Consider the following 21,415-nt stretch of genomic DNA (forward strand, 5'->3'; position numbering starts at 1 on the left):
GCGCGGGCACCCGGCGCCGTACGCCACAATGGGGGAATGCCCACGCCCACGTCCACCGTGAACTCCGTGCTGTCGATCGGTCCCCACCAGGTGCAGCCGCCCGTCGTCCTCGCCCCCATGGCGGGCATCACGAACGCGCCGTTCCGCACCCTGTGCCGGGAATTCAGCGGCGGCAAGGGTCTCTTCGTCAGCGAGATGATCACGACGCGGGCGCTGGTCGAGCGCAACGAGAAGACCATGCAGCTGATCCACTTCGACGCGAGCGAGACGCCCCGCTCGATCCAGCTGTACGGCGTCGACCCCGCCACCGTCGGCAAGGCCGTCCGCATGATCGCGGAGGAGGGCCTCGCCGACCACATCGACCTCAACTTCGGCTGCCCGGTCCCCAAGGTGACCCGCAAGGGCGGCGGCTCCGCGCTGCCCTACAAGCGCCGCCTGCTGCGCGCGATCCTCCGCGAGGCCGTCAGCGGCGCCGGGGACCTGCCCGTCACCATGAAGATGCGCAAGGGCATCGACGACGACCACATCACCTTCCTCGACGCCGGACGCATCGCGGTCGAGGAGGGCGTGACCGCGATCGCCCTGCACGGCCGGACCGCCGCCCAGCACTACGGCGGCACCGCCGACTGGGACGCCATCGCCCGGCTGAAGGAGCACGTGCCGGAGATCCCCGTCCTCGGCAACGGCGACATCTGGTCCGCCGACGACGCGCTGCGGATGGTCCGCGAGACCGGCTGCGACGGCGTCGTCGTGGGCCGCGGCTGCCTCGGCCGGCCCTGGCTGTTCGGCGACCTGGTCGCCGCGTTCGAGGGCCGCGAGGAGTACGCCCGTCCGACGCTGCGCGAGGTCGCGGCCGTCATGGTCCGGCACGCCACCCTGCTCGGCGAGTGGATCGGCGACGAGGCGCGCGGCGTCATCGACTTCCGCAAGCACGTCGCCTGGTACCTGAAGGGCTTCTCCGTCGGCTCCGAGATGCGCAAGCGCCTCGCGATCACCTCCTCGCTCGCCGAACTCTCCGACGGGCTCGCCGAGCTGGACCTCGACCAGGAGTGGCCCGCCGGCGCCGACGGCCCCCGCGGCCGCACCTCCGGCAACAACCGCGTCGTCCTGCCGGACGGCTGGCTCAAGGACCCCTACGACTGCGCCGGCGTCGGCGAGGACGCGGAACTCGACACCTCCGGCGGCTGAACCCCGGCCGCGGGTCACAGGCCGCCACCGGCCGCGGGTAGCAGGCGCCCACCGCCCTCCGGCGGATTGCCCGGCCCTCCCGGACCGGACCGGACCGGGACTCACGGCTCCCCGCCAGGCCCGGACAGCCCACCCGGCCCGCCGGGACCCCGGTACGACAGCGGGCGCTCACGGTCCGACCCGCAGCCGCGCCCGGACGGCCCGCCGCGCCTCGGCACGGAGTCCCCGCCTCGGCGCACCGCCCCGCACAGCACGCGGCGGTGCGCGGACCGGCCCCGACCGGTCCGCGCGTTCCCCCGCCCCCGCGGCGGACCTCAGGCGCCGCCGACCGCCGTGAGCAGAGCCAGGGGAGCCGCCGCCGAGCGGGACTCCCGGACGCAGGCGTGCGGGTACGGCACCGGTTCGGCGTGGGTCTCCCGGTCGTAGCCCGCGAGGACCTCGGGCAGCCGGTGGCCGGCCGCCGTCGCCGCGTCCACCAGCCCGTGGGCCACCGTCCGGGCCTCGTCGTGCAGGCCGTACCGGGAGAGCCCCAGCGTGATGAGCGCGTTGTCGTGCGGCCAGACCGAACCGCGGTGGTACGACAGCGGGTGGTACGCCGACTGGCCCGAGGCGAGGGTGCGGACGCCCCAGCCGGAGAAGAAGTCCGGCTCCAGCAGCCGGCGGCCCACCAGCTCGCCGTACTCCTTGTCGAGCAGCCCCGACCACAGCAGATGGCCCGCGTCCGAGGCCAGCGCGTCGACGTGCCGGCCGTCACCGTCCAACGCCAGCGCGGGGAAGGCGTGTTCACTCATCCAGAAGTCCCGCTGGAAGCGGTCGCGCAGGTCGGCGGCGGCCTGCTCCAGAAGCGCCGCGTACACCTCGTCGTCCCAGACGGTCCGGGCGAGATGCGCGGTGCGGCGCAGCGCGTCGTACGCGTACCCCTGCGCGCCCGCCGCCATCACCGGCCCGCTCGGACGGCTGCCGTCGGCCGAGCACATCGCGCCGGGGGAGTCCTTCCAGTTCTGGTTGGCGAGGCCGCCGCCGTCCGCGCGGTAGACGAGATAGCCGCGCGAGGTCAGCCCGCCGTGGTCCAGCATCCAGCCGATCGCCGCACGGGCGTTGGACTCCAGCCTGCGGGCGAGGGACGCGTCGCCGGTCTGCTCCGTGTACGCGCCGAGCAGCACCAGGAACAGCGGAGTCGCGTCCACCGAACCGTAGTAGCGGCCGTACGGCACCTGCCCGAAGTGAGCGAGTTCGCCGTGCCGCACCTCGTGCACGATCTTGCCGGGCTGCGCGACCGTGTCCGCCCCGACCTCGACGGCCTGGGTCGCGGCGAGCGCGGGCAGCGTCGCGGCGGCGAGCTGCGGCCGGTAGGGCAGGGCGAAGAGCGAGGTGAGCAGGGCGTCCCGGCCCAGCAGGGTGAGGAACCAGGGGACTCCGGCGGCCGGCACCCGCAGCTCCTCGCCGTCCGGGCCGCGGGCCGGGACCTGGAGCACGGCGAGGTCGGACAGACCCCGCGCGCAGGCCGCGGCCAGCTCGGGCCAGCCGGTCGGGAAGGGCACGCCCTGCGCGAACTCGCCCTCCAGCGCCAGGAGTCGCTCGTTCGCGGCGGCGGGGGAGGCGGGCACGCTCGGCGCGTGCGCGGCGCCGTGCGGACGGGCCGCGACGCGCAGCGCCAGCTCCGCGGAGCCGTGCGGTTCGAGATCCAGCGCCCACACCAGGCGGCGGGCGCCCGTGCCGGTCTCCTCGACGCCGTCCGGGGCGGGTTCGGAGGTGACCGTCGTACAGGACCGCCACTCCCCGCGCCGGTAGCTGAACTCGACCCCGTCATCCAGGACTTGGCGCTGCCGGACGACACCGGTCTTGGCGTACGTCCGGTAGTCCGAGCGCAGTTCGAACTGGTCCGTGAAGTCGGCGTCCGCGGTGACCGCGATACGGACCGTGGTGGGCGTCGGGCGGTTGCTGGTGACGCGCAGCGCCTCCACGAACGCGCCCTCGGCGACGGCCTGTTCACGGAAGAGGGTGTACGCGGGCGGTTCGTTGCGGCCGCCCCGCGGGACCAGTACGCAGCGGGCGGTGTCGCCGTCCGCGACCGGGGTGAGTGCCTCGGGCACCGCCCCGTCCACCGTCAGCTGCCACCGGCTGAGGTGCCGTGCGTCCCGCACGAACAGCCCGTCCGGGGAACTGCCGCCCCGTACCCCGCTGATGTCCCCTCCGTCGTCCACGGCGGCGAACGTCCCCCCGTGCACGAGCAGATGATGCCGTTCCGTCATCCCCGGTCCCCTCCCTCGGCGCCCGTCCCGGCGTCGTAAGCGCTCGATAACCCCGTGCTGTGTGCCGTGTTCACCAACGTGCCGCGCCCGGCCTCGGACACGACCGGCTCCGGCCTGCCGGTGGAGTGCAGCAGGTCGAGGGTCAGTGCCGCCGTCCAGCTGAACCCGAGTGCTCCGCAGGCCTCGCCGGTGTACGGGTCCACGTACTCGGCGAACTCCGATTCCCCGGCCGTGTCGAGCAGGGCGGTCCGCAGGGCGTCCGCCCGTCCGTGCTCCCCGTGCAGCCGCAGCCCGCGCTCCAGCAGCCAGTTGGTGTTGAACCAGGCCGGGCCCCGCCAGTAGCGGTGCGGGTCGAAGGCGTCGCCGGTCAGGTCGTAGCTGGGCGCGAGGCGCGCGGCGCCGCCGAGCGCGAAGTGCGGGCCGCTCGCGGTCCGTACGAGCGTGGCGGCGATCTCGCGCGGCAGCGTCGGCAGAATGAGGGGCAGCAGTCCGGCGACGCTGCGCTCGGGGATCGGCCCGCTGCCGCGGCCGTCCGGGCCGCCGCGCTCGTCCCGGCAGAAGAACAGGCCCTCCGCCGGGTCCCACAGCCGGTCCACCAGGGCCGCCGTCAGCCGCTCGGCGCGCGCGTGGCGTGCGGTGCCCGCCGCGCCGAGTTCCTGCGCGATCTCGGCCAGCGCGTGCTCGGAGGCGATCAGCAAGGCGTTGAACGCGGGGTCCTCGACGGCGAACTCGCCGCCCCCGTCCGCGTATCCGCGGTCGCGGTAGTCGGCGGCGAGGCGCACGTACCGCCCGTAGTCGAGGTCGGTGGGCCGGTCCTCGGGGGCGCCGTGGGCGAGGTCCGCGCGGCGGAAGGAGCGGGCGGGCGCGGGGGTCACGCGGCTGAGCGGCGCGTCCCAGCACGGGCTGTTGTCCATGCCCTGCTCCCAGGGGTGGACCACGCTGGCGAGGCCGCCGCCGCCCAGGTCCCGGCGGTGCAGGAGATAGCGGTGCCAGGCCGCCAGCCGCGGGTACATCCGGGGGAGGAACGACCGGGCCCGCGACAGTCCGGGGTCCGCGCGGTGCACCAGCCACACGGCGAGCGCGTGCACCGGTGGCTGCACGATGCCCGACGTCTGTACGGTGCGCGGGGCGCCCGCCGCGCGGCCCGCGGTCGAGGAGCGCCAGAAGTCGGGGCTCGGGAAGTACGCGTCCAGCGGGACGGAGGGGTTGAACACGATGTGCGGGACACGCCCGTCGGCCCACTGCGCGCCGAGCAGGGTCTCCAGCTCCGTCTGCGCGCGCAGCGGGGACAGATGACGCAGCCCGATCGCGACGAACGCGGAGTCCCACGACCACTGGTGCGGGTACAGACCGCGCGAGGGCACCGTGGACGTTCCCGTCCAGTTGCCGTCCAGCACCCGGGACGCCCTGAGGTGCAGGGAACCCGACGGCCCCGCGGGATCGTATACAAGTGGTCCGGTACGGGCGATTCCGCCCGGACCGGGCGGAGTGGGCGGGCCGGAGGCGTGCACGGGAGTGCCGGAGGGGCGCAAGGGGGCGGTGAGTCCCCTGCGCAGGGCGGTGAGCTGGGTTGTGCTGTCCACTCAGGTCTCCCCGAAGACGTCCGTCCGACCAGTTCGGCACTAGCTACCGTAGGGTTACGTCTATTTAACACGCAAAACTCAATATGTAATGCAGAGTTGAGGAACGCAAGGGGGTGCGCATGACCGGAAGGGCGGCGAGGACCGTGAACCAGGCAAGCGCCGGACAGCTGCTCGAACTGGTGCGCAGCGGCCGGGCGACCACCCGTGGCGCGCTCCAGCAGGCCACCGGCCTGTCACGGGCCACGGTCGGCCAGCGCCTGGACCGGCTGTTCCGCGCCGGCTGGCTCCGCGAGGGCGCCGGCGGCCCGGTCGACTCACCGCTCGGCGGCCGCCCCTCCATCACGCTGGAGTTCGACGACGCGCACGCGGTCGTCCTGACCGCCGACCTCGACACCCGGCACGCCCGGGCCGCCGTGGTCACCCTGACCGGCGAGATCCTCGCCGAGCACGCGGGCCTCCTGGTGATCGACGAGGGGCCCGAGGCGGTGCTCGGCGAACTGGGGCGCTGGTTCGCCGAACTGCTGGAGAAGTCCGGCCGGGGCGCCGACGCGGTCTGCGGCATAGGGCTCGCGGTGCCGGGCCCGGTCGACATCGACACCGGGCGCGTGGTGCAGCCGCCGATCATGCCGGGCTGGGACGGTTACGACATCCGGGGCCGGCTGGCCCGCGCCTTCGCCGAACACGCGGGCACCGACCGCTGCGCCCGCGTCCCCGTGCTCGTCGACAACGACGCCAACCTCATGGCGTACGGGGAGCAGCGCACCGGCTACCCGGACTGCTCGGCGTTCGCCCTGGTCAAGGTCTCCACCGGTATCGGCGCGGGCATGGTCGTCGGCGGCGCCGTGTACCGGGGCGTGGACGGCGGGGCCGGCGACATAGGGCACATCCGGGTCGGTGCGGACGCGCCCTGCCGGTGCGGCTCGTACGGCTGTCTCGCGGCCGTCGCCAGCGGCGGCGCGGTGGCGCGGCGGCTCGCCGAGGCGGGTGTGCGGGCGACCTCCGGCTCCGACGTGCGGGATCTGCTGACGGCCGGTCACCCCGAGGCGATGGCCCTGGCCCGGGAGGCGGGCCGGCAGGTCGGGGACGTCCTGGCCACCGTGGTCACGCTGCTCAACCCGGGTGTGCTGATGATCGCCGGAGACCTGGCCGGCACGCCCTTCCTCACGGGCGTGCGCGAACTGCTCTACCAGCGGGCGCTGCCCCGCTCCACCGCTCATCTGGACGTGGTGACCTCGCGGCTCGGGGAGCAGGCCGCGCTGGTGGGCGCCGGGGCGCTCGTCGTGGAGCACCTCTATGCCCCGGAGCGCGCCGAGGAGCGGCTCGCGGCGCTCGGTGTGTGACAGGCGTGTCCCTATCCGGATCGTGGTCCGCATGATGGAACCGGGCCGCTCCGCGGGGCGTGATTCTCGCCACCCTTGAGGGGGTCATTGCTCAGATGAGCGGATCGTGGGCGACTGCACTTCCCTAAGGGGTGGCACTCAGTGCCACCCTCTGATCGTTCATCGATTAAACTCAGACGTGCCGATGGGTGCTCACCTGAGCGTGCTGGCCGGTCTACGGGCGTTGATGCGTTCAAGAAGTGAAAACACCGGCGCCGGATGGCTTGCCAAGCCTTGACTTTCGATCTGGTGGCGGACGGGTGGTTACAGGCGCATGACGCGCAAGTGGACGTACCCACGCGCCTTCGATCTGGGTATGTTCCCCCTCGTCAGGGCAGCCACCGCGACGTCGAGGAGTCGAGACTCGTGTCGGAAAACAAAGATCCCCACGTAGCTGAGAGCGGCGACAGCGGCGTCGGCGGAGCGAAGTTCGTTTACGACTTCACCGAGGGCAACAAGGAACTCAAGGACCTTCTCGGAGGCAAGGGTGCCAACCTCGCCGAGATGACCAACCTGGGTCTTCCCGTCCCGCCCGGCTTCACCATCACCACCGAGGCGTGCAAGACGTACCTCGACAGTGGCGAGGAGCCGGCGGCACTGCGTGACGAGGTGAGTGCGCACCTCGACGCCCTCGAGGCGAAGATGAGCAAGAAGCTCGGCCAGGCCGACGACCCCCTGCTGGTGTCGGTCCGCTCCGGCGCGAAGTTCTCCATGCCCGGCATGATGGACACCGTCCTGAACATCGGCCTCTCCGACAAGTCGGTCCAGGGCCTCGCCAAGCAGGCCGGCGACGAGCGCTTCGCGTGGGACTCCTACCGCCGCCTCATCCAGATGTTCGGCAAGACGGTCCTCGGCGTGGACGGCGACCTCTTCGAGGAGGCGCTGGAGGCGGCGAAGCACCTCAAGAAGGTCGCGGTCGACACGGACCTCGAAGCGGCCGACCTGAAGAAGCTCGTCACCAAGTTCAAGAGGATCGTCAAGACCGAGGCCGGCCGGGACTTCCCGCAGGACCCGCGCGAGCAGATGGACCTCGCCATCCACGCGGTCTTCGACTCCTGGAACACCGAGCGCGCCAAGCTCTACCGCCGCCAGGAACGCATCCCGCACGACCTCGGCACCGCCGTGAACGTCTGCTCGATGGTCTTCGGCAACCTCGGCCCCGACTCCGGCACCGGCGTCGCCTTCACCCGCGACCCCGCCTCCGGCCACCAGGGCGTCTACGGCGACTACCTCCAGAACGCCCAGGGCGAGGACGTCGTCGCCGGTATCCGCAACACGGTCGCGCTCGCCGAGCTGGAGTCGATCGACAAGAAGTCGTACGACCAGCTCATGCAGATCATGGAGACCCTGGAGAACCACTACAAGGATCTCTGCGACATCGAGTTCACCATCGAGCGCGGCCAGCTGTGGATGCTCCAGACCCGCGTCGGCAAGCGCACCGCGGGCGCGGCCTTCCGCATCGCCACCCAGCTCGTGGACCAGGGACTCATCGACGAGGCCGAGGCCCTCCAGCGGGTGACGGGCGCCCAGCTCGCCCAGCTGATGTTCCCGCGCTTCGACGAGGACGCGAAGGTTCAGCAGGTCGGCCGGGGCATCGCCGCGTCGCCGGGCGCCGCGGTCGGCAAGGCGGTCTTCGACTCGTACACCGCGGTGAAGTGGTCCCGTTCCGGCGAGAAGGTCATCCTGGTCCGCCGTGAGACGAACCCCGACGACCTGGACGGCATGATCGCCGCCGAGGGCATCCTGACCTCGCGCGGCGGCAAGACGTCCCACGCGGCCGTCGTCGCCCGCGGCATGGGCAAGACCTGTGTCTGCGGCGCCGAGGAGCTGGAGGTCGACACCAAGCGGCGCCGGATGACCGTGCCCGGCGGGCACGTCGTCGAGGAGGGCGACCTCATCTCGATCGACGGCTCCAGCGGCAAGGTCTACCTGGGCGAGGTCCCCGTCGTCCCGTCCCCGGTCGTCGAGTACTTCGAGGGCCGGATGCACGCCGGCGCCGACGACGCCGACGAGCTCGTCGAGGCCGTCCACCGGATCATGGCCTTCGCCGACCGCAAGCGCAGCCTGCGCGTACGCGCCAACGCCGACAACGCCGAGGACGCGCTGCGCGCCCGCCGCTTCGGCGCCCAGGGCATCGGTCTGTGCCGCACCGAGCACATGTTCCTCGGCGACCGCCGCGGGCTGGTCGAGCGCCTGATCCTCGCGGACACCGACGCCGAGCGCGAGGAGTCGCTGAAGGCACTCCTGCCGCTCCAGAAGAAGGACTTCGTCGAGCTGTTCTCGGCGATGGACGGCCTCCCGGTCACGGTCCGTCTCCTGGACCCGCCGCTGCACGAGTTCCTGCCGGACATCACCGAACTGTCGGTGCGGGTCGCGCTCGCCGAGTCCCGCAAGGACGCCAACGAGAACGACCTGCGCCTGCTCCAGGCGGTGCACCGCCTGCACGAGGCGAACCCGATGCTGGGCCTGCGCGGAGTGCGCCTCGGCCTCGTCATCCCCGGCCTGTTCACCATGCAGGTACGGGCCATCGCGGAGGCCGCCGCCGAACGCAAGAACGCCAAGGGCGACCCGCGCGCGGAGATCATGATCCCGCTCGTCGGCACCGTCCAGGAACTGGAGATCGTCCGCGAGGAGGCCGACCAGGTCATCGCCGAGGTCGAGGCCGCCACCGGCGTCCGGCTGAAACTGGCGATCGGCACGATGATCGAACTGCCGAGGGCCGCGCTCACGGCCGGCCAGATCGCCGAGGCCGCCGAGTTCTTCTCCTTCGGCACCAACGACCTCACCCAGACGGTGTGGGGCTTCAGCCGCGACGACGTGGAGGCCTCCTTCTTCACGGCGTACCTGGAGAAGGGCATCTTCGGCGTCAGCCCCTTCGAGACCATCGACAAGGACGGCGTCGGCGCCCTGGTGAAGTCCGCGGTGGAGGCCGGCCGCGCGACCCGCCCCGACCTGAAGCTCGGCGTCTGCGGCGAACACGGCGGCGACCCCGAGTCGGTCCACTTCTTCCACGAGGTCGGACTCGACTACGTCTCATGCTCCCCCTTCCGCATCCCCGTCGCCCGCCTGGAAGCGGGCCGAGCGGCCTCCAGCTCGAAGGGCAGCGACCACCGCTAGAACCCCGGAACCCCGCCGGCCACTCACCCTCACCGGCCGGCGAGGCTCCGGCGCCCGACCCGAAGGGGCGGCAACCCTGTGCGGGGGTGCCGCCCCTTCGGGGTGTTCCGCCCGTGGTTAGGATCCCGATCATGAATGAGGGGGCCGGGGGGTTCGTCCAGCACGACCGGGACAGCGACACGGAGGCGCAGTTCGTCTACCGGCTGACGGCCGAGGACTGGAAAGAGGCGCTGCGCGTCCAAGCCCGACGGTCACCGGCCAAGTTGGTGGGCGGGGGGTTGCTCATCCTGGGTGCGCCGATGGTCAGTGCCCTGTTCCTCGATCTCCCCGTGTGGGGGTGGATCGTCCAACTGGTGGCTGGTATCGGAGTGGCGTACTGGCAACTGGTCACGAACTGGCGCACCCATGTGCGCAAGGCGATGGGTGTGGCCGAGTCGCACGGAGAGTTCCGCACGGTCGTGAACGACCATGGCGTGATCTTCAGCTCCGCCAAGCGAGCTTTCGAAGCCCTCGAATGGGGGCACTTCCACGCACACCTGGAAACACCACGGCTCTTCGTGCTGCTGTCCGGCTCACGCTGGTCCCCGATCATGATCCTTCTCCCCAAGCGGGGTGCTCGGAGAACCGAGGACATCGAGCGCCTCCGAGCGATCCTGGCCTGGAAACTGAAGCGGCTCTAGCGTCCCGCGTCGTAGATCCCTTGCCGGATCCGTCCCGAGGTGGCGATCGGTCTCCTGGGGCAGCCCGCACGAGTTGACCGTCAGCCCGGATACGGCGTCGGCCGGTTCTCGACCGCGTGCTCCAGGCGCAGGCGTTGAGTGTCTCCTGGCATCGAGCGCGCCCGACGCTGTCGAGTCGGTGACGCAGCTGCTCCGTGGCCACATCGGCGTGCCGGCGCCCTACCTGCGGGCCGCAGCCGCCCGGATGTCGGGGGAGGACATCCCCCGCTACCGCGCCCACGCCCGGCGGCTGGCCCGCGTGGCCAACGCCCTTTCGGTCACTGCGAGAGCCCCGGCTGATCAGTCCGCCGGCACCGCCCTTCGTCTGTCGCACCGTGTCCACGCCCCGTCCCCCCTAGGCTGGGCCCCCCGTCGTCCCCCGAAGGAGCCCCCATGCCCCGCTGGACCGCTCAGGACGTCCCCCGGCAGAAGGGGCGTACCGTCGTCGTCACCGGGGCCAACAGTGGGCTCGGGTATGTGACCGCGCGGGAGTTGGCGCGGCAGGGGGCGCGGGTCGTGCTCGCGTGTCGGAGTGCCGAGCGGGGGGCCGAGGCCGGGGACCGGATCGTGGCCGACGTGCCGGGGGCCGATGTCGCGTTCCTGCGGCTGGACCTCGGGGAGCTGGACTCCGTGCGGGAGTTCGCCGCCACGGTCTCGCGGACGTACGGGCGGCTCGATCTGCTCGTGAACAACGCCGGGGTCATGGCGCTGCCGCCCGGCCGCACCGCCGACGGGTTCGAGACCCAGTTCGGCGTCAACCACCTCGGGCACTTCGCGCTCACCGGGCTGCTGCACCCGCTGCTCGCCGACACCCCCGGCGCCCGGATCGTCACCGTCTCCAGCATGGTCCACGCGCTCTCCAACATCGACCTCGACGACCTGAACAACGACCGGCAGCCCTACCGCAAGTGGATCGCCTACGCCCGGTCGAAGTCCGCCAACCTCCTGTTCACGCACGAGCTGGCACGCCGGCTGTCGCGCGCCGGATCCGGCGTCGTCGCCGCCGCGTCGCACCCCGGCTACGCCTCCACCAACCTGCAGACCGCCGGGCCCCGCATGGAGGGCCGCCGCGGCGCCGAGCGGCTCATGGAACTCGGCAACCGCGTCTTCGCGCAGAGCGCCGAAGCCGGCGCCCTGCCCAGCCTGTACGCGGCCACCGCCCCGGACGTGGCACCCGACACCTTCGTCGGGCCGTCCTTCGCGATGTGGCGCGGCTCGCCCGCGCCGTCCTGGCGGGCCCCCTGGACCCGCGACGACCGCGCGGGGGAGCTGCTCTGGGCCGCGTCCGAGGAACTGACCGGCGTCGCCTTCGAGGGACTCAAGGACTGAACGCGCGGCCGACGCGGGTCCGTCAAAGCAACTGGTCCGAACCTCAGAACTCGCTCAAGCCTGACGAGATCCATGGACGGCACACGCACCGCGTCCATAGGGTCGCGATCATGCCCGACATATCGCTGACCACGGTCCTCGTCCTCTGCGTCGCCGCCCTGGCGGCCGGGTGGATCGACGCCGTGGTCGGCGGCGGCGGACTGCTCCTGCTGCCCGCCATGCTGCTGGGCCTGCCCGCCGGCACCTCCGCCGCGTACGCGCTCGGCACCAACAAGGCGGTGGCGATCGTCGGTACGACGGGCGCCGCGGTGACGTACGCGCGCAAGGCACCCGTCGACGTACGGCTCGCGGTCCGCATCGGGCTGGCCGCGCTCGCCGGCTCCACGGCCGGCGCGTTCGTCGCGGCGGGCTTGAGCACGGAGGTGCTCAAGCCGGTCGTCATGGTCGTGCTGCTCGCCGTCGGCATCTTCGTGATCGTGCGGCCGGCGTTCGGCACCGCGCCGGCGACCACTCCGGTCTCCGGGCGCCGCGTCCTCGCCGCGATCGGCCTCGCGGGCCTCGGCATCGGCTTCTACGACGGGCTGATCGGCCCCGGCACCGGCACGTTCCTCGTGCTCGCACTGACCGCGCTGCTCCACCTCGACCTGGTGACCGCCTCCGCCACCGCCAAGATCGTCAACTGCTGCACCAACGCGGGCGCCCTCGCCACCTTCGCGTGGAAGGGCACCGTCTTCTGGGAACTCGCCGCCCTGATGGCCGTGTTCAACCTCGCCGGCGGCATGGTCGGCGCCCGGACCGCGCTCAAGAAGGGCAGCGGTTTCGTCCGCGTCGTGCTCCTGACCGTCGTCTTCGCGCTGGTCGCGAACCTCGCGTACGAGCAGTGGCTGGCCTGAGGCCGTCGGCCTCCCGGCACGCGCGGGCCGGGACGCACGGGCCGGGACGCGTCCCGCGACGCCGTCCCGGTGTCCGGCCCACCCCTCAGCGGCTGCCCGTGAGATGGGCGAAGACGACCACGTTGCCCTGGTAGCCCGTCGACCGGGAGTAGCCGCCGCCGCAGGTGATGACCCGCAGCTCCGGCCGGCGGGCCGCGCCGTACACCTTGGCGTCGGGGAAGGCCCGCGCGTCGTACACCTCGACCGCGTCGACCGTGAACACCGCCGTGCTGCCGTCGAGCCGGTCCACCTCGACCGTGCCGCCCTTGCGGACGGCGCCCAGGTCGTAGAAGACGGCGGGGCCCTCGGCGTTGTCGACGTGCCCGGCGACGATCGCCGTGCCGCGCTCGCCGGGCGAGGTTCCCGACTCGTACCAGCCGGCCAGGTTCTTCTTCTCCGCGGGCGGCACGTCCAGGCTGCCCTGCGGAGTGAGACCGAGGCCCATGAGCGGGGCGTCCACCCCGATCGCGGGGATACGGATGCGGTCCGGCGGGGAGTGCGGCAGCGCCGGCGCGGCGGACGGCGCGCGGTCCCCGCCGGTCCCCGCCTCGGCCGCCGACGGCTGCGGCGGCGGATGGGCCTCGGAGCCGCTGCGCAGCAGCCAGGCGCCCGAGCACAGGGCGAACACGGTGACCGACGCTATGGCGATGTTGCTGACCCGGCGCACACGAGCCTCCTCACAGGGTCCTCTCCGGGGCCGGGGCCGGCCGGGCCCGACGGCTGGGAGGGGACGCGATCGGTCCCCTTCCCCCTCCGCGCCGCGAGGGGCGTCGGGCCACGGAGGGGGAGGGGACGGCGGTAACCGGCGGACGGACGGCGGAGGGTGTCCGTCAGATCCCGTCGCCTCTCGCCCGGCGATGCAGGAGCCAGGTACCGCCCGCGGCGGCGACGGCCAGTGCCGCCACTCCCGCCGCGGTCTGGACGGGGTCGGGGCCCAGCGCGCCGCCGACACCGGTGTTCACATGGCCGCGCGGCTGGACCTGCTCGCGCGTCGAGGTCAGCGTCACGATCAGGTCGCCGGTGACCAGCCGGCCGTCCGCGCACTTCGCGACGATCTCGTACGTTCCCGGCTGCGCGCTCGGCGGTACCCGGAACTGGCCGATCGCCTCCTCCTCGTGCGCGCTCGCCGCGAGGGTGAAGGTGCCGGCGCCCACCGCGTCCGCGTCGCCCGTCGCGGTGCCGTCGCCGGGGCAGGCCGACGTGTTGACGGTGACGTCGGCGCCCGGGACGACGGTGGACGGGAACACCTCCAGGCTCCCGCCGTCCTCTCCGTACACGGGCGCGGCGGCCAGACCCGCGGCGGCGACGGCGAGCGCGGTACCGGTCAGCATCCGGGCGGTACGTCGCATCGTGCTAGCTCCTCCGAGGGGGCCCGGCCCGCGACACCCCCAAGTGCCGCTGCGTCGGTCGTGCCCCTGCTCTACCGAGGTAAGTGGCACCGGCACCGGTCCGCTCTCTGATGGATCGTCAGAAATGTGGTGAACGGGTGTCGGACGGCCCCGCCGGGCTGGCGGAAGCGCCGCTGTTCCAGCAGGTCACCGGCGTCCGCCTGGCGTGTCGCCGGGAGAACCCGAAGGGCGCGGCGCCGGGGGTGTGAACGGGTGACCGGCGGTTCGGGCGCGGGCCGTCCCGGTGTACGCCGTGGTGACGGCGCGGTGGTCCGGTACGCCGGTGACCAGCCGGCGCGGACGCTTGACCTCAAGAATGGTTGAGGTAAGAGGCTGTGCGGCATGAAGACAACCACAGCCCCTTCAGTCGTTCCCGCGTCGGCCGCGGAGCCGTCGGCCCTGTCGCGGGCCGAGGCCGCCGCGCCGGGACCGGTGGTCGAGCCGCCCGTACGGGTCGCCGTGGTCATCGGCAGCAATCGCGAGGGCCGGTTCGGTCCTGTCGTCGCCGGCTGGCTGCTCGACCGGATCGCGGAACGGGACGACTTCCTCCCCGAGGTCCTCGACGTCGCCTCCGTCGACCTCCCGACGGCCCTGTCGTCCTCGCCGTCGCCCGCGGTGGCCGCCGAGCTGGCGAAGGTGACGCCCGCCCTCGCCGACGCGGACGCCTTCGTCGTCCTCACCCCCGAGTACAACCACTCCTTCCCCGCGGGCCTGAAGAACCTCGTCGACTGGCACTACGGCGAGTGGCGGGCCAAGCCCGTCGCCCTGGTGTCCTACGGGGGCGTCTCCGGAGGCCTGCGGGCCGTCGAGCACCTGCGGCAGGTCTTCGCGGAGCTGCACGCCGTCACCGTGCGGGACACCGTGTCCTTCCACGGCGCCGGCGCCGCCTTCGACGAGGCCGGCCACCCGCGCGATCCCGCGGGACCCGCCGCCGCGGCGAACGCGATGTTGGATCAACTGGGCTGGTGGGCGCGGGCCTTGAAGGACGCGCGGGGGCGACGGCCGTACGCGGGATGAGGTGCGCGAGGTGCGCACCGTCATGGCCGGCGGGGAACGGGCCGTGGGCAGACGGGCGTTGGTGCCGTCTGCCCACGGTGGGCGGGATTCCCGGAGGCGGAGAGGTCAGGCGACCGAGACCGCCGACCAGGCGGCCGCCACGGCGTTGTACTCCGTGCTGCCCGCGCCGTACAGGTCCTTGGCCGCGTTCAGCGTGGCGGTGCGGGCGCCCGCGTACTTCGTCGAAGACGTCATGTAGACCGTCAGAGCGCGGTACCAGATCCTGCCCACCTTGTCGTGCCCGATGCCGGAGACCGTCGAGCCGTTGCAGGTGGGGGAGTCGTAGTCGACGCCGCCCACCGTCCTGGCCCCGCTGCCCTCCGCGAGGAGGTAGGCGAAGTGGTTGGCGACGCCGGAGGAGTAGTGGACGTCGAGGCCGCCGACCGAACTGCTCCAGCAGTCGGCCGAGTTGCCGTCCTTGGAGGGCTTGTCCATGAAGCGCAGGGCGGGCTTGCCGAAGCCGGAACGGACGATCTTCTCGCCGATCAGGTAGTCACCGGGGTCCGCCGCGTTGTTCGCGTACCACTCGACCATGGTGCCGAAGATGTCGGAGGTCGCCTCGTTCAGGCCGCCGGACTCGCCCGAGTAGGTCAGCGCGGCGGTCTTCGAGGTGACGCCGTGCGACATCTCGTGCCCCGCGACGTCGAGCGCGACCAGCGGCCCGAACGTCGTGCCGTCACCGTCCCCGTACGTCATGCAGAAGCAACTGTCGTCCCAGAAGGCGTTGTTGTAGTTGTTGCCGTAGTGCACGCGGTTGTAGGAGCCCTTGCCGTCGCCGGCTATGCCGTTCCTGCCGTGCACGTTCTTGTAGTAGTCCCAGGTCTCGTCGGTGCCGTACTGCGCGTCCACCGCCGCGGACGCGCGGTCCGCCGTCGCGCCGGTGCCCCAGTGGTTGTCCGCGTCGGTGAACAGCGTCGCGGGCGCCCGGCTGATGCAGATCCCGAAGATGCACAGGTCCGTCTTGTTCGCCGCGTCCCCGGTGTACGTGTTCCCGCGCGTCGGGTCCTTGAGCTGGTTCGTCGACCCGGACGCGGTCGTCTCCAGTGAAACGGTGCCGCTGTACAGCGACTTGCCGTCCCCGGTGGCCGTCTCGATGGTGTCCCAGGCGTCGATCCGGGCGCCGGTGCGGGCGTCGGTGAGGACCAGGCGGGCGACCGGATTGCCGAGACTGTCCTGGGCCACCACGGTGGTGCGCCAGGCGAGCCTCGGTGCCCCGTGCAGGGCGTCGACGACGAGCTGCGGCTCGGCCGTCACCTTGCGCAGCGCCTCGCCCGGGTTGGCGGCGCGCAGGGCCGACGCGGCGAGGTCGGCGGCCTTCGGCGCGGACAGCGCCGGGGTGACGCTGCTCAGGGAGACGGCCCTCGTGGTCGCCCGGTCGGCGCCGCGGTACGTGCCGCCCGGCGCCAGGTGCACCACGAAGTCACCGCCGAGGACGGGCAGATGACGGTACGTCCGGTCGTAGCGGACGTGCTGGGTGCCGTCCCGGTCCACGACGACGTCCCGTACGGAAGTGTCCTGCGCGGAGGTGAGGCCCAGGCCCGTGGCGTGGTCCACCAGCGCGGCGGCCGCGTTCGTGACGGCGGCGGCCCTGGTGGGGCGGGCGTCGGCGTGCGCGGTGGGCGCGAGCGCGGCGGCCAGCAGGGCCGCCGCGGCCGCGGCGGCGAGAGAGGAACCTCGGATGTGCCGTGTCCGACTCATCGGTCTCCTTGGGAAGGCCCTGGGGGAGGGCGCGTGGGGGAGGGCCGCACAGCCGCCTCGAAGGCGCTGCACAGCTGCCTCAGATTTAAGGGTTCATGACATGTCATGTCCATAGCGCCTCCGCGGTGGACGCGGGATGCGGCGAGAATCGTTTCCGTACCCCCACGAATGGAGACGATCATGGAGACGCCGGCCTGCCTGGCCGTTCTGACCACCATCGACTCGGCCGAGAGGGCAGGGGAGTTGGCCCGTGGCGCGGTTGCCGCGCGGGTCGCGGCCTGCGCACAGATCTCGGGACCGGTCACCTCCGTCTACCGGTGGCAGGGCGCGGTCGAGACGGCCACCGAGTGGCAGATCCACTTCAAGACGACCGAGGTCCGCTACCCCGCCCTGGAGGCGTACCTCCGCGAGGCCCACGCCTACGAGACGCCCGAGATCATCGCGACCCCGGTCGTCGCGGGCGGGGCGGACTACCTGCGGTGGGTGGCGCGGGAGACGACCCCGTGAGCGGAACGGGACCGCCCTTCTTCGTCTACGGCACCCTGCGCCCCGGCGAGCGCAACCACGACCTGTTCCTGCGCGGCCGGACCCGCTCCGAACAGCCCGCACGGATGCCGGGGCTCGTGCTCCACCCGGGGCCCGGATACCCGTACGCCGTCGAGGAGGCGGGCGGCACGGCGACCGGCGACCTCGTGACCGCACTGCCCGCCGCGTACGAGGAACTCCTCGCGGAACTCGACGCGTTGGAGGAGTACGTACCGGGCGATCCGCGCAACCTGTACGAGCGGGTGGCGCGCGACGCCGTCCTCGCCGACGGCACGGCCGTCCGCGCCTGGGTGTACGTCGCGGCGCCCTCCGTCGCCGCGCGCCTGCGGGCCGCCGGACGCCCGATCGCGAGCGGGGGGTGGCACGGCACGACGGCGGACGCGCCCGCACCCGGCCCCGGCTGAGCCGCCGTCACCGGTACGGGGTGCACCCGTGCGGGTGGCCGGCCCGTGCGCCCCGCCCGCCCGCGCGCCGGTACCCCCTAGGGTCCGGCCATGACCGACCGCGACCTCACCAGGCGACGTGTCCTCGCGCTCGGCGGCGCGGCCGTCGGCGCCGCCCTGGGCATCGGCCTCAACTCCTGCTCCGCCGAACCGAAACCGGACGCCTCCCCGGGCCCACGGACCGCCGCCCCTCCGAAGCGGCCGGACGGGCAGCCGTCGGCGCCCGCCGCGGACACCGCGGGCGGCGACTGACGTCCCGCGCCGCTCACCCCGGCCGGCCCAGGCCCGAGCGGAGCCGGACGTACGCGCGCGGCGCCGTCTACCGGCCCGCCGCCAGTGCCCGGGCCACCCCGTGCTCCTTGCGGCCGAGGAACCGCGGGTCCGGCCGGAACACCGCGTCCAGGGCGGCCTTGCCCGCCGCGAAGATCTCCCGGGTGCCGCCGTAGTACCAGGTCGCGTCGTGCTTGGCGTCGACACCGATCCCGTACGAGCGGACACCCGCCGCCCGGCACAGGGCGACGGCCCGGCGGATGTGGAAGCCCTGACTGATCAGGACCGCCTCGCGCACGCCGAAGATCCTGCGCGCCCGGACGCACGAGTCCCAGGTGTCGAAACCGGCGTAGTCGCTGACGATCCGCCGGTCCGGCACCCCGTGCGCGGTGAGATAGGCGCGCATCGCGTCCGGCTCGTCGTAGTCCTCACGGCTGTTGTCGCCGGTGACGAGCACGACCTCGATCCGGCCCGCCCGGTACAGCTTCGCGGCCGCGTCCAGCCGGTGCGCGAGATACGGCGACGGCTCGCCGTCCCACAGACCCGCGCCGAAGACGACCGCCACCGGGGTGCGCGGGGCGTCCGCCGTCGTCCGCAGCCGGTCGCCCGTCGTCACGTACATCCACGTCATCGGGAGGAGGGCCAGCACGCACAGCACCATCAGCGCCTGCACCGCCCGTCGTCGGCCCGGCCGGGTCCGCGGCAGGCGTACCGCGCGCAGCAGCCGGAGCGGGCGCGGCCGGCGCAGGACCGGACGCTTCGGGCGCGGCATACGCGGCAGTCGCGGCATGGTCGATGTCCCCCAGATGACGTCACGCGTGGGTGCGGGCCGGGTCCCGCGGCCGGGTCCGACGGACGCCGATCCTCACGTACGTGTTCGACACAGGAGGACGCGACGCAAGCCCGTTCGGTTCGCCGGGGCGTCGTGAGTGCTGTCACCCGTGACGCGGGAACCGCAGGTGGGAGCCGGTCGTCCGGCAGGAGTACCGTGCGGTGAACCGCCGGAAAACGCCCGACATGCCCGTGCAACGGCCCGGCAACCTCCTACCGCGAGGATCGCCCCCATGACGGCGTCGCACCCAGAACGAGACGAGTCCCCGGCCCGCTCCGCGGAGCCGCCGCGCGCCGACCGGTTCGACGGGCAGCTCGACACCACGGCGCAGCTGATGAACCGGATCACCAGTCAGCTCGGCAGCCAGCTCAGCCTGGTCTCGCTCAACGGCACCCGCCGTCCCGCGCCGCCCCCGCTCGTGCTGGCCGCCCACGGCAGCCGCGACCCGCGCGCGCTGAGCACCGTCCGCGCCCTGGCCGAACGCGTCCGCGAACTGCGCCCGCACCTGACCGTGCGCCTCGGCCACATCGACGTGAGCGACCCGCCGCTCTCCGGCACGCTCGCCTCGCTCGGCGGCGGACAGGGCGCCGGCGCCGTGCTCGTCCCGCTGCTGCTCGGCCGCGGCCACCACGTCCGGCGCGACCTGCCCCGGGCGGCGGCGGCCGCCCCCGGCCCGCCGGTCCGCGTCGCCGCTCCGCTCGGCCCGCACCCGCTGCTCGTCGAGACCCTCCACGACCGGCTCGTGGAGGCCGGGTGGCCGGCCGGGATGAGCGACGCGGCCCGCCGCGCCAGCGCCGTCGTCCTCGCCTCCGCCGGCTCCCGGCTCGTGGAGTCCGCCGCCGACACCCGCCGCACCGCCCTCCTGCTCGCCGAACGGCTCGGCGTGCCCGTCGTCCCCGCGTACGCCTCCGGCGCCGCCCCGACCGTCCCGGCCGCCCTGCGCGCCCTCGCCGCCCGGGGCCGCCACCGCGTCGCCGTCGCCTCCCACTTCACCGCCCCGGGCCGGCTCGCCTCCCGCTGCGCCGAGGCCGGCCCGTGGATCCGCGCCGAACCCCTCGGCGACCACCCGGCGATGGTCCGTCTCGTCCTGCACCGCTACGACCAGGCGCTCGCGACTCCCGAACCCGCCCCGGAACGCACCCTCACCCCCGCCTGACCCCGGCGGTTCCCGGCCCTCCCGTGCCCGTCGCCACCGGTGCCGGGCACCCCGCCTGTCACCGGCTGCGTCTACTGTCGGTGCATGGAAGGCATGGAACCGCACGCAGCAACACCCGCACCGAAGGCCCCCGAGAACCCCGCCGCCCACGACGAGTACGACGTGTCCGCCGTCGAGCGCCGGGCCGTCGAGCCCGACAAACACCCCGGCCGCACCGCCTTCCAGCGCGACCGCGCCCGCGTCCTGCACTCGGCCGCCCTGCGCCGCCTCGCCGGCAAGACCCAGGTCGTCACCCCCGGCACCCTGCCCCAGGTCCTCGGCTCCGCCCGCGGCACGGAGATCCCCATCCAGGTGTGGGACGCCAGCCCCCGCACCCGGCTGACCCACTCCCTGGAGTGCGCGCAGGTCGGCCGCGACCTCGGCGCCGCCCTCGGCTGCGACCCCGACCTGGTCGAGGCGGCCTGCCTCTCGCACGACCTCGGCCACCCGCCCTTCGGGCACAACGGCGAACAGGCGCTCAACGAATTCGCCGAGGACTGCGGCGGGTTCGAGGGCAACGCCCAGTCGCTGCGCCTGCTCACCCGGATCGAGCCCAAGCGCTTCGTGCGCAGCGACATGGTCGCCTCGGCGCCCGCCGACGCCGACGAGGACCTCGTCAGCGTCGGCCTCAACCTCACCCGGGCCGCCCTCGACGCCGCCACCAAGTACCCGTGGCCCAGAGGCGCCTGCCCCACCGACCCCGCGTCACCCAAGTTCGGGGTCTACGAGGACGACCGGCCGGTGTTCGACTGGATCCGCCGGGGCGCCCCCGGCACCCGGACCTGCTTCGAGGCCCAGGTGATGGACTGGTCCGACGACGTGGCCTACTCGGTGCACGACGTCGAGGACGGCCTGCACGCCGGCCACATCGACCCCGCGAGTCTGACGTCCGGGCCCGAGCGCGCGGAGATCTTCGCCGTCGCCATCGGCCGCTACGTGCCCGCCGACACCGGACCGGACGAGCTGGCCGAAGCGCTCGACCGGCTCCTCGCCCAGGAGTGGTGGCCGCACCGCTACGACGGATCGGCCGTCGCCCAGGCCCGCCTGAAGGACGCCACCAGCCAGCTCATCGGCCGGTTCTGCCTGGCGGCGGAGGGCGCCACCCGCGCCCGCCACGGCAGCGGCCGCCTCACCCGGTACGCGGCGGAGCTGGTCGTCCCCCGCGCCGCCCGCCACGAGTGCGCCGTCCTCAAGGCGGTCGCCGACCGGTACGTCATGCAGCGCGCCGAACAGGAGCGGCTCCGCGCCGACCAGCGGATCGTCGTCGCCGAACTCGCCGAGGCGCTCACCGCCCGCGCGCCCGAGGTGCTCGATCCGCAGTTCCGCGCCCTGTTCGAGCACGCGGCCGACGACCGCGCGCGCAAGCGGGTGATCGTCGACCAGATCGCATCCCTCACGGATGCCTCGGCGCGTTCCCTGCACCTCAGGCTCACCACGCGTTCCCATGGAGGCGCCGGAGTGTGACCCTGCGTGGCCTGATCGGGCCAC

At 73.3% G+C, this 21,415-nt stretch carries 18 protein-coding genes; 12 read left to right on the plus strand and 6 right to left on the minus strand.

Annotated elements, in window-relative coordinates; all coding sequences use genetic code 11:
* Positions 1 to 36 precede the first annotated feature (36 nt).
* Positions 37 to 1,188, plus strand: a complete 1,152-nt coding sequence (gene dusB / locus OG406_RS26825) for a tRNA dihydrouridine synthase DusB (RefSeq protein ID WP_329188184.1) — start codon at positions 37 to 39, stop codon at positions 1,186 to 1,188.
* 314 nt (positions 1,189 to 1,502) lie between these two features.
* On the opposite strand, the gene OG406_RS26830 is transcribed toward dusB, so the two are convergent.
* Together OG406_RS26830 and OG406_RS26835 are read right to left on the minus strand one after the other, a co-directional pair.
* Positions 1,503 to 3,440 carry an amylo-alpha-1,6-glucosidase gene (locus OG406_RS26830; protein ID WP_329188186.1) on the minus strand — a complete coding sequence of 646 codons (1,938 nt, stop codon included), beginning with the start codon at positions 3,438 to 3,440 and terminating at the stop codon, positions 1,503 to 1,505.
* Positions 3,437 to 4,909: an MGH1-like glycoside hydrolase domain-containing protein gene (locus tag OG406_RS26835; RefSeq protein WP_329190988.1), complete on the minus strand. Its 1,473-nt coding sequence runs from the start codon at positions 4,907 to 4,909 to the stop codon at positions 3,437 to 3,439. Before OG406_RS26835 ends, OG406_RS26830 begins: the two co-directional genes overlap by 4 nt.
* 233 nt (positions 4,910 to 5,142) lie before the next feature.
* Between OG406_RS26835 and OG406_RS26840 the strand changes: the two genes are divergently transcribed.
* The 5 genes from OG406_RS26840 to OG406_RS26860 all read left to right on the plus strand — a co-directional run bounded on the left by OG406_RS26840 (position 5,143) and on the right by OG406_RS26860 (position 12,460).
* Positions 5,143 to 6,363, plus strand: coding sequence for an ROK family protein (locus OG406_RS26840; RefSeq protein WP_329188188.1), 1,221 nt, complete (start codon positions 5,143 to 5,145; stop codon positions 6,361 to 6,363).
* A 405-nt stretch (positions 6,364 to 6,768) separates the two neighbouring features.
* Positions 6,769 to 9,519 (plus strand): pyruvate, phosphate dikinase, encoded by a 2,751-nt coding sequence (ppdK, locus tag OG406_RS26845; RefSeq protein WP_164370837.1) that lies wholly within the window; start codon positions 6,769 to 6,771, stop codon positions 9,517 to 9,519.
* A 131-nt stretch (positions 9,520 to 9,650) separates the two neighbouring features.
* On the plus strand, positions 9,651 to 10,199 hold the full coding sequence (locus OG406_RS26850) for a YcxB family protein (protein ID WP_164370836.1): 549 nt from the start codon (positions 9,651 to 9,653) through the stop codon (positions 10,197 to 10,199).
* A 432-nt stretch (positions 10,200 to 10,631) separates the two neighbouring features.
* Entirely contained in the window at positions 10,632 to 11,567 is a 936-nt protein-coding gene (locus OG406_RS26855) for an oxidoreductase (RefSeq protein WP_329188191.1), read from the plus strand.
* A 110-nt stretch (positions 11,568 to 11,677) separates the two neighbouring features.
* On the plus strand, positions 11,678 to 12,460 hold the full coding sequence (locus OG406_RS26860; protein ID WP_267050739.1) for a sulfite exporter TauE/SafE family protein: 783 nt from the start codon (positions 11,678 to 11,680) through the stop codon (positions 12,458 to 12,460).
* Between the two features lie 85 nt (positions 12,461 to 12,545).
* Here OG406_RS26860 and OG406_RS26865 read toward each other — a convergent pair whose 3' ends face one another.
* Entirely contained in the window at positions 12,546 to 13,166 is a 621-nt protein-coding gene (locus tag OG406_RS26865; protein WP_164370833.1) for a class F sortase, read from the minus strand.
* Positions 13,167 to 13,329: 163 nt separating this feature from the next.
* Complete coding sequence (locus OG406_RS26870; protein ID WP_164370832.1) at positions 13,330 to 13,848, minus strand: hypothetical protein; 519 nt, start codon at positions 13,846 to 13,848, stop codon at positions 13,330 to 13,332.
* Positions 13,849 to 14,229: 381 nt separating this feature from the next.
* Here OG406_RS26870 and OG406_RS26875 point away from each other — a divergent pair, with 381 nt between their 5' ends.
* The gene (locus OG406_RS26875; protein ID WP_329188195.1) at positions 14,230 to 14,904 is read left to right on the plus strand and encodes an NADPH-dependent FMN reductase; all 675 of its coding nucleotides are present in this window, start codon (positions 14,230 to 14,232) and stop codon (positions 14,902 to 14,904) included.
* 105 nt (positions 14,905 to 15,009) lie between these two features.
* Here OG406_RS26875 and OG406_RS26880 read toward each other — a convergent pair whose 3' ends face one another.
* Complete coding sequence (locus OG406_RS26880; protein ID WP_329188197.1) at positions 15,010 to 16,641, minus strand: M4 family metallopeptidase; 1,632 nt, start codon at positions 16,639 to 16,641, stop codon at positions 15,010 to 15,012.
* Positions 16,642 to 16,821: 180 nt separating this feature from the next.
* On the opposite strand from OG406_RS26880, the gene cutA reads away from it, so the two are divergent.
* The 3 genes from cutA (at position 16,822) to OG406_RS26895 (ending at position 17,882) form a co-directional block, all read left to right on the plus strand.
* Entirely contained in the window at positions 16,822 to 17,148 is a 327-nt protein-coding gene (cutA, locus tag OG406_RS26885) for a divalent-cation tolerance protein CutA (protein ID WP_239154977.1), read from the plus strand.
* On the plus strand, positions 17,145 to 17,591 hold the full coding sequence (locus OG406_RS26890) for a gamma-glutamylcyclotransferase family protein (protein WP_329188201.1): 447 nt from the start codon (positions 17,145 to 17,147) through the stop codon (positions 17,589 to 17,591). The genes cutA and OG406_RS26890 overlap by 4 nt, the downstream gene beginning before the upstream one ends.
* Before the next feature lie 90 nt (positions 17,592 to 17,681).
* The gene (locus OG406_RS26895; RefSeq protein ID WP_266613535.1) at positions 17,682 to 17,882 is read left to right on the plus strand and encodes a twin-arginine translocation signal domain-containing protein; all 201 of its coding nucleotides are present in this window, start codon (positions 17,682 to 17,684) and stop codon (positions 17,880 to 17,882) included.
* Positions 17,883 to 17,949: 67 nt separating this feature from the next.
* On the opposite strand, the gene OG406_RS26900 is transcribed toward OG406_RS26895, so the two are convergent.
* A complete protein-coding gene (locus OG406_RS26900) occupies positions 17,950 to 18,672 on the minus strand; it encodes a SanA/YdcF family protein (protein ID WP_164371886.1) in 723 nt (240 codons plus the stop codon).
* Between the two features lie 292 nt (positions 18,673 to 18,964).
* Here OG406_RS26900 and OG406_RS26905 point away from each other — a divergent pair, with 292 nt between their 5' ends.
* On the plus strand, positions 18,965 to 19,888 hold the full coding sequence (locus OG406_RS26905; RefSeq protein ID WP_266848636.1) for a sirohydrochlorin chelatase: 924 nt from the start codon (positions 18,965 to 18,967) through the stop codon (positions 19,886 to 19,888).
* Positions 19,889 to 19,972: 84 nt separating this feature from the next.
* Positions 19,973 to 21,391 carry a deoxyguanosinetriphosphate triphosphohydrolase gene (locus tag OG406_RS26910; RefSeq protein ID WP_329188206.1) on the plus strand — a complete coding sequence of 473 codons (1,419 nt, stop codon included), beginning with the start codon at positions 19,973 to 19,975 and terminating at the stop codon, positions 21,389 to 21,391.
* Positions 21,392 to 21,415: the final 24 nt, after the last annotated feature.

Source organism: Streptomyces sp. NBC_01428 (genome assembly GCF_036231965.1).
Lineage (GTDB): Bacteria > Actinomycetota > Actinomycetes > Streptomycetales > Streptomycetaceae > Streptomyces.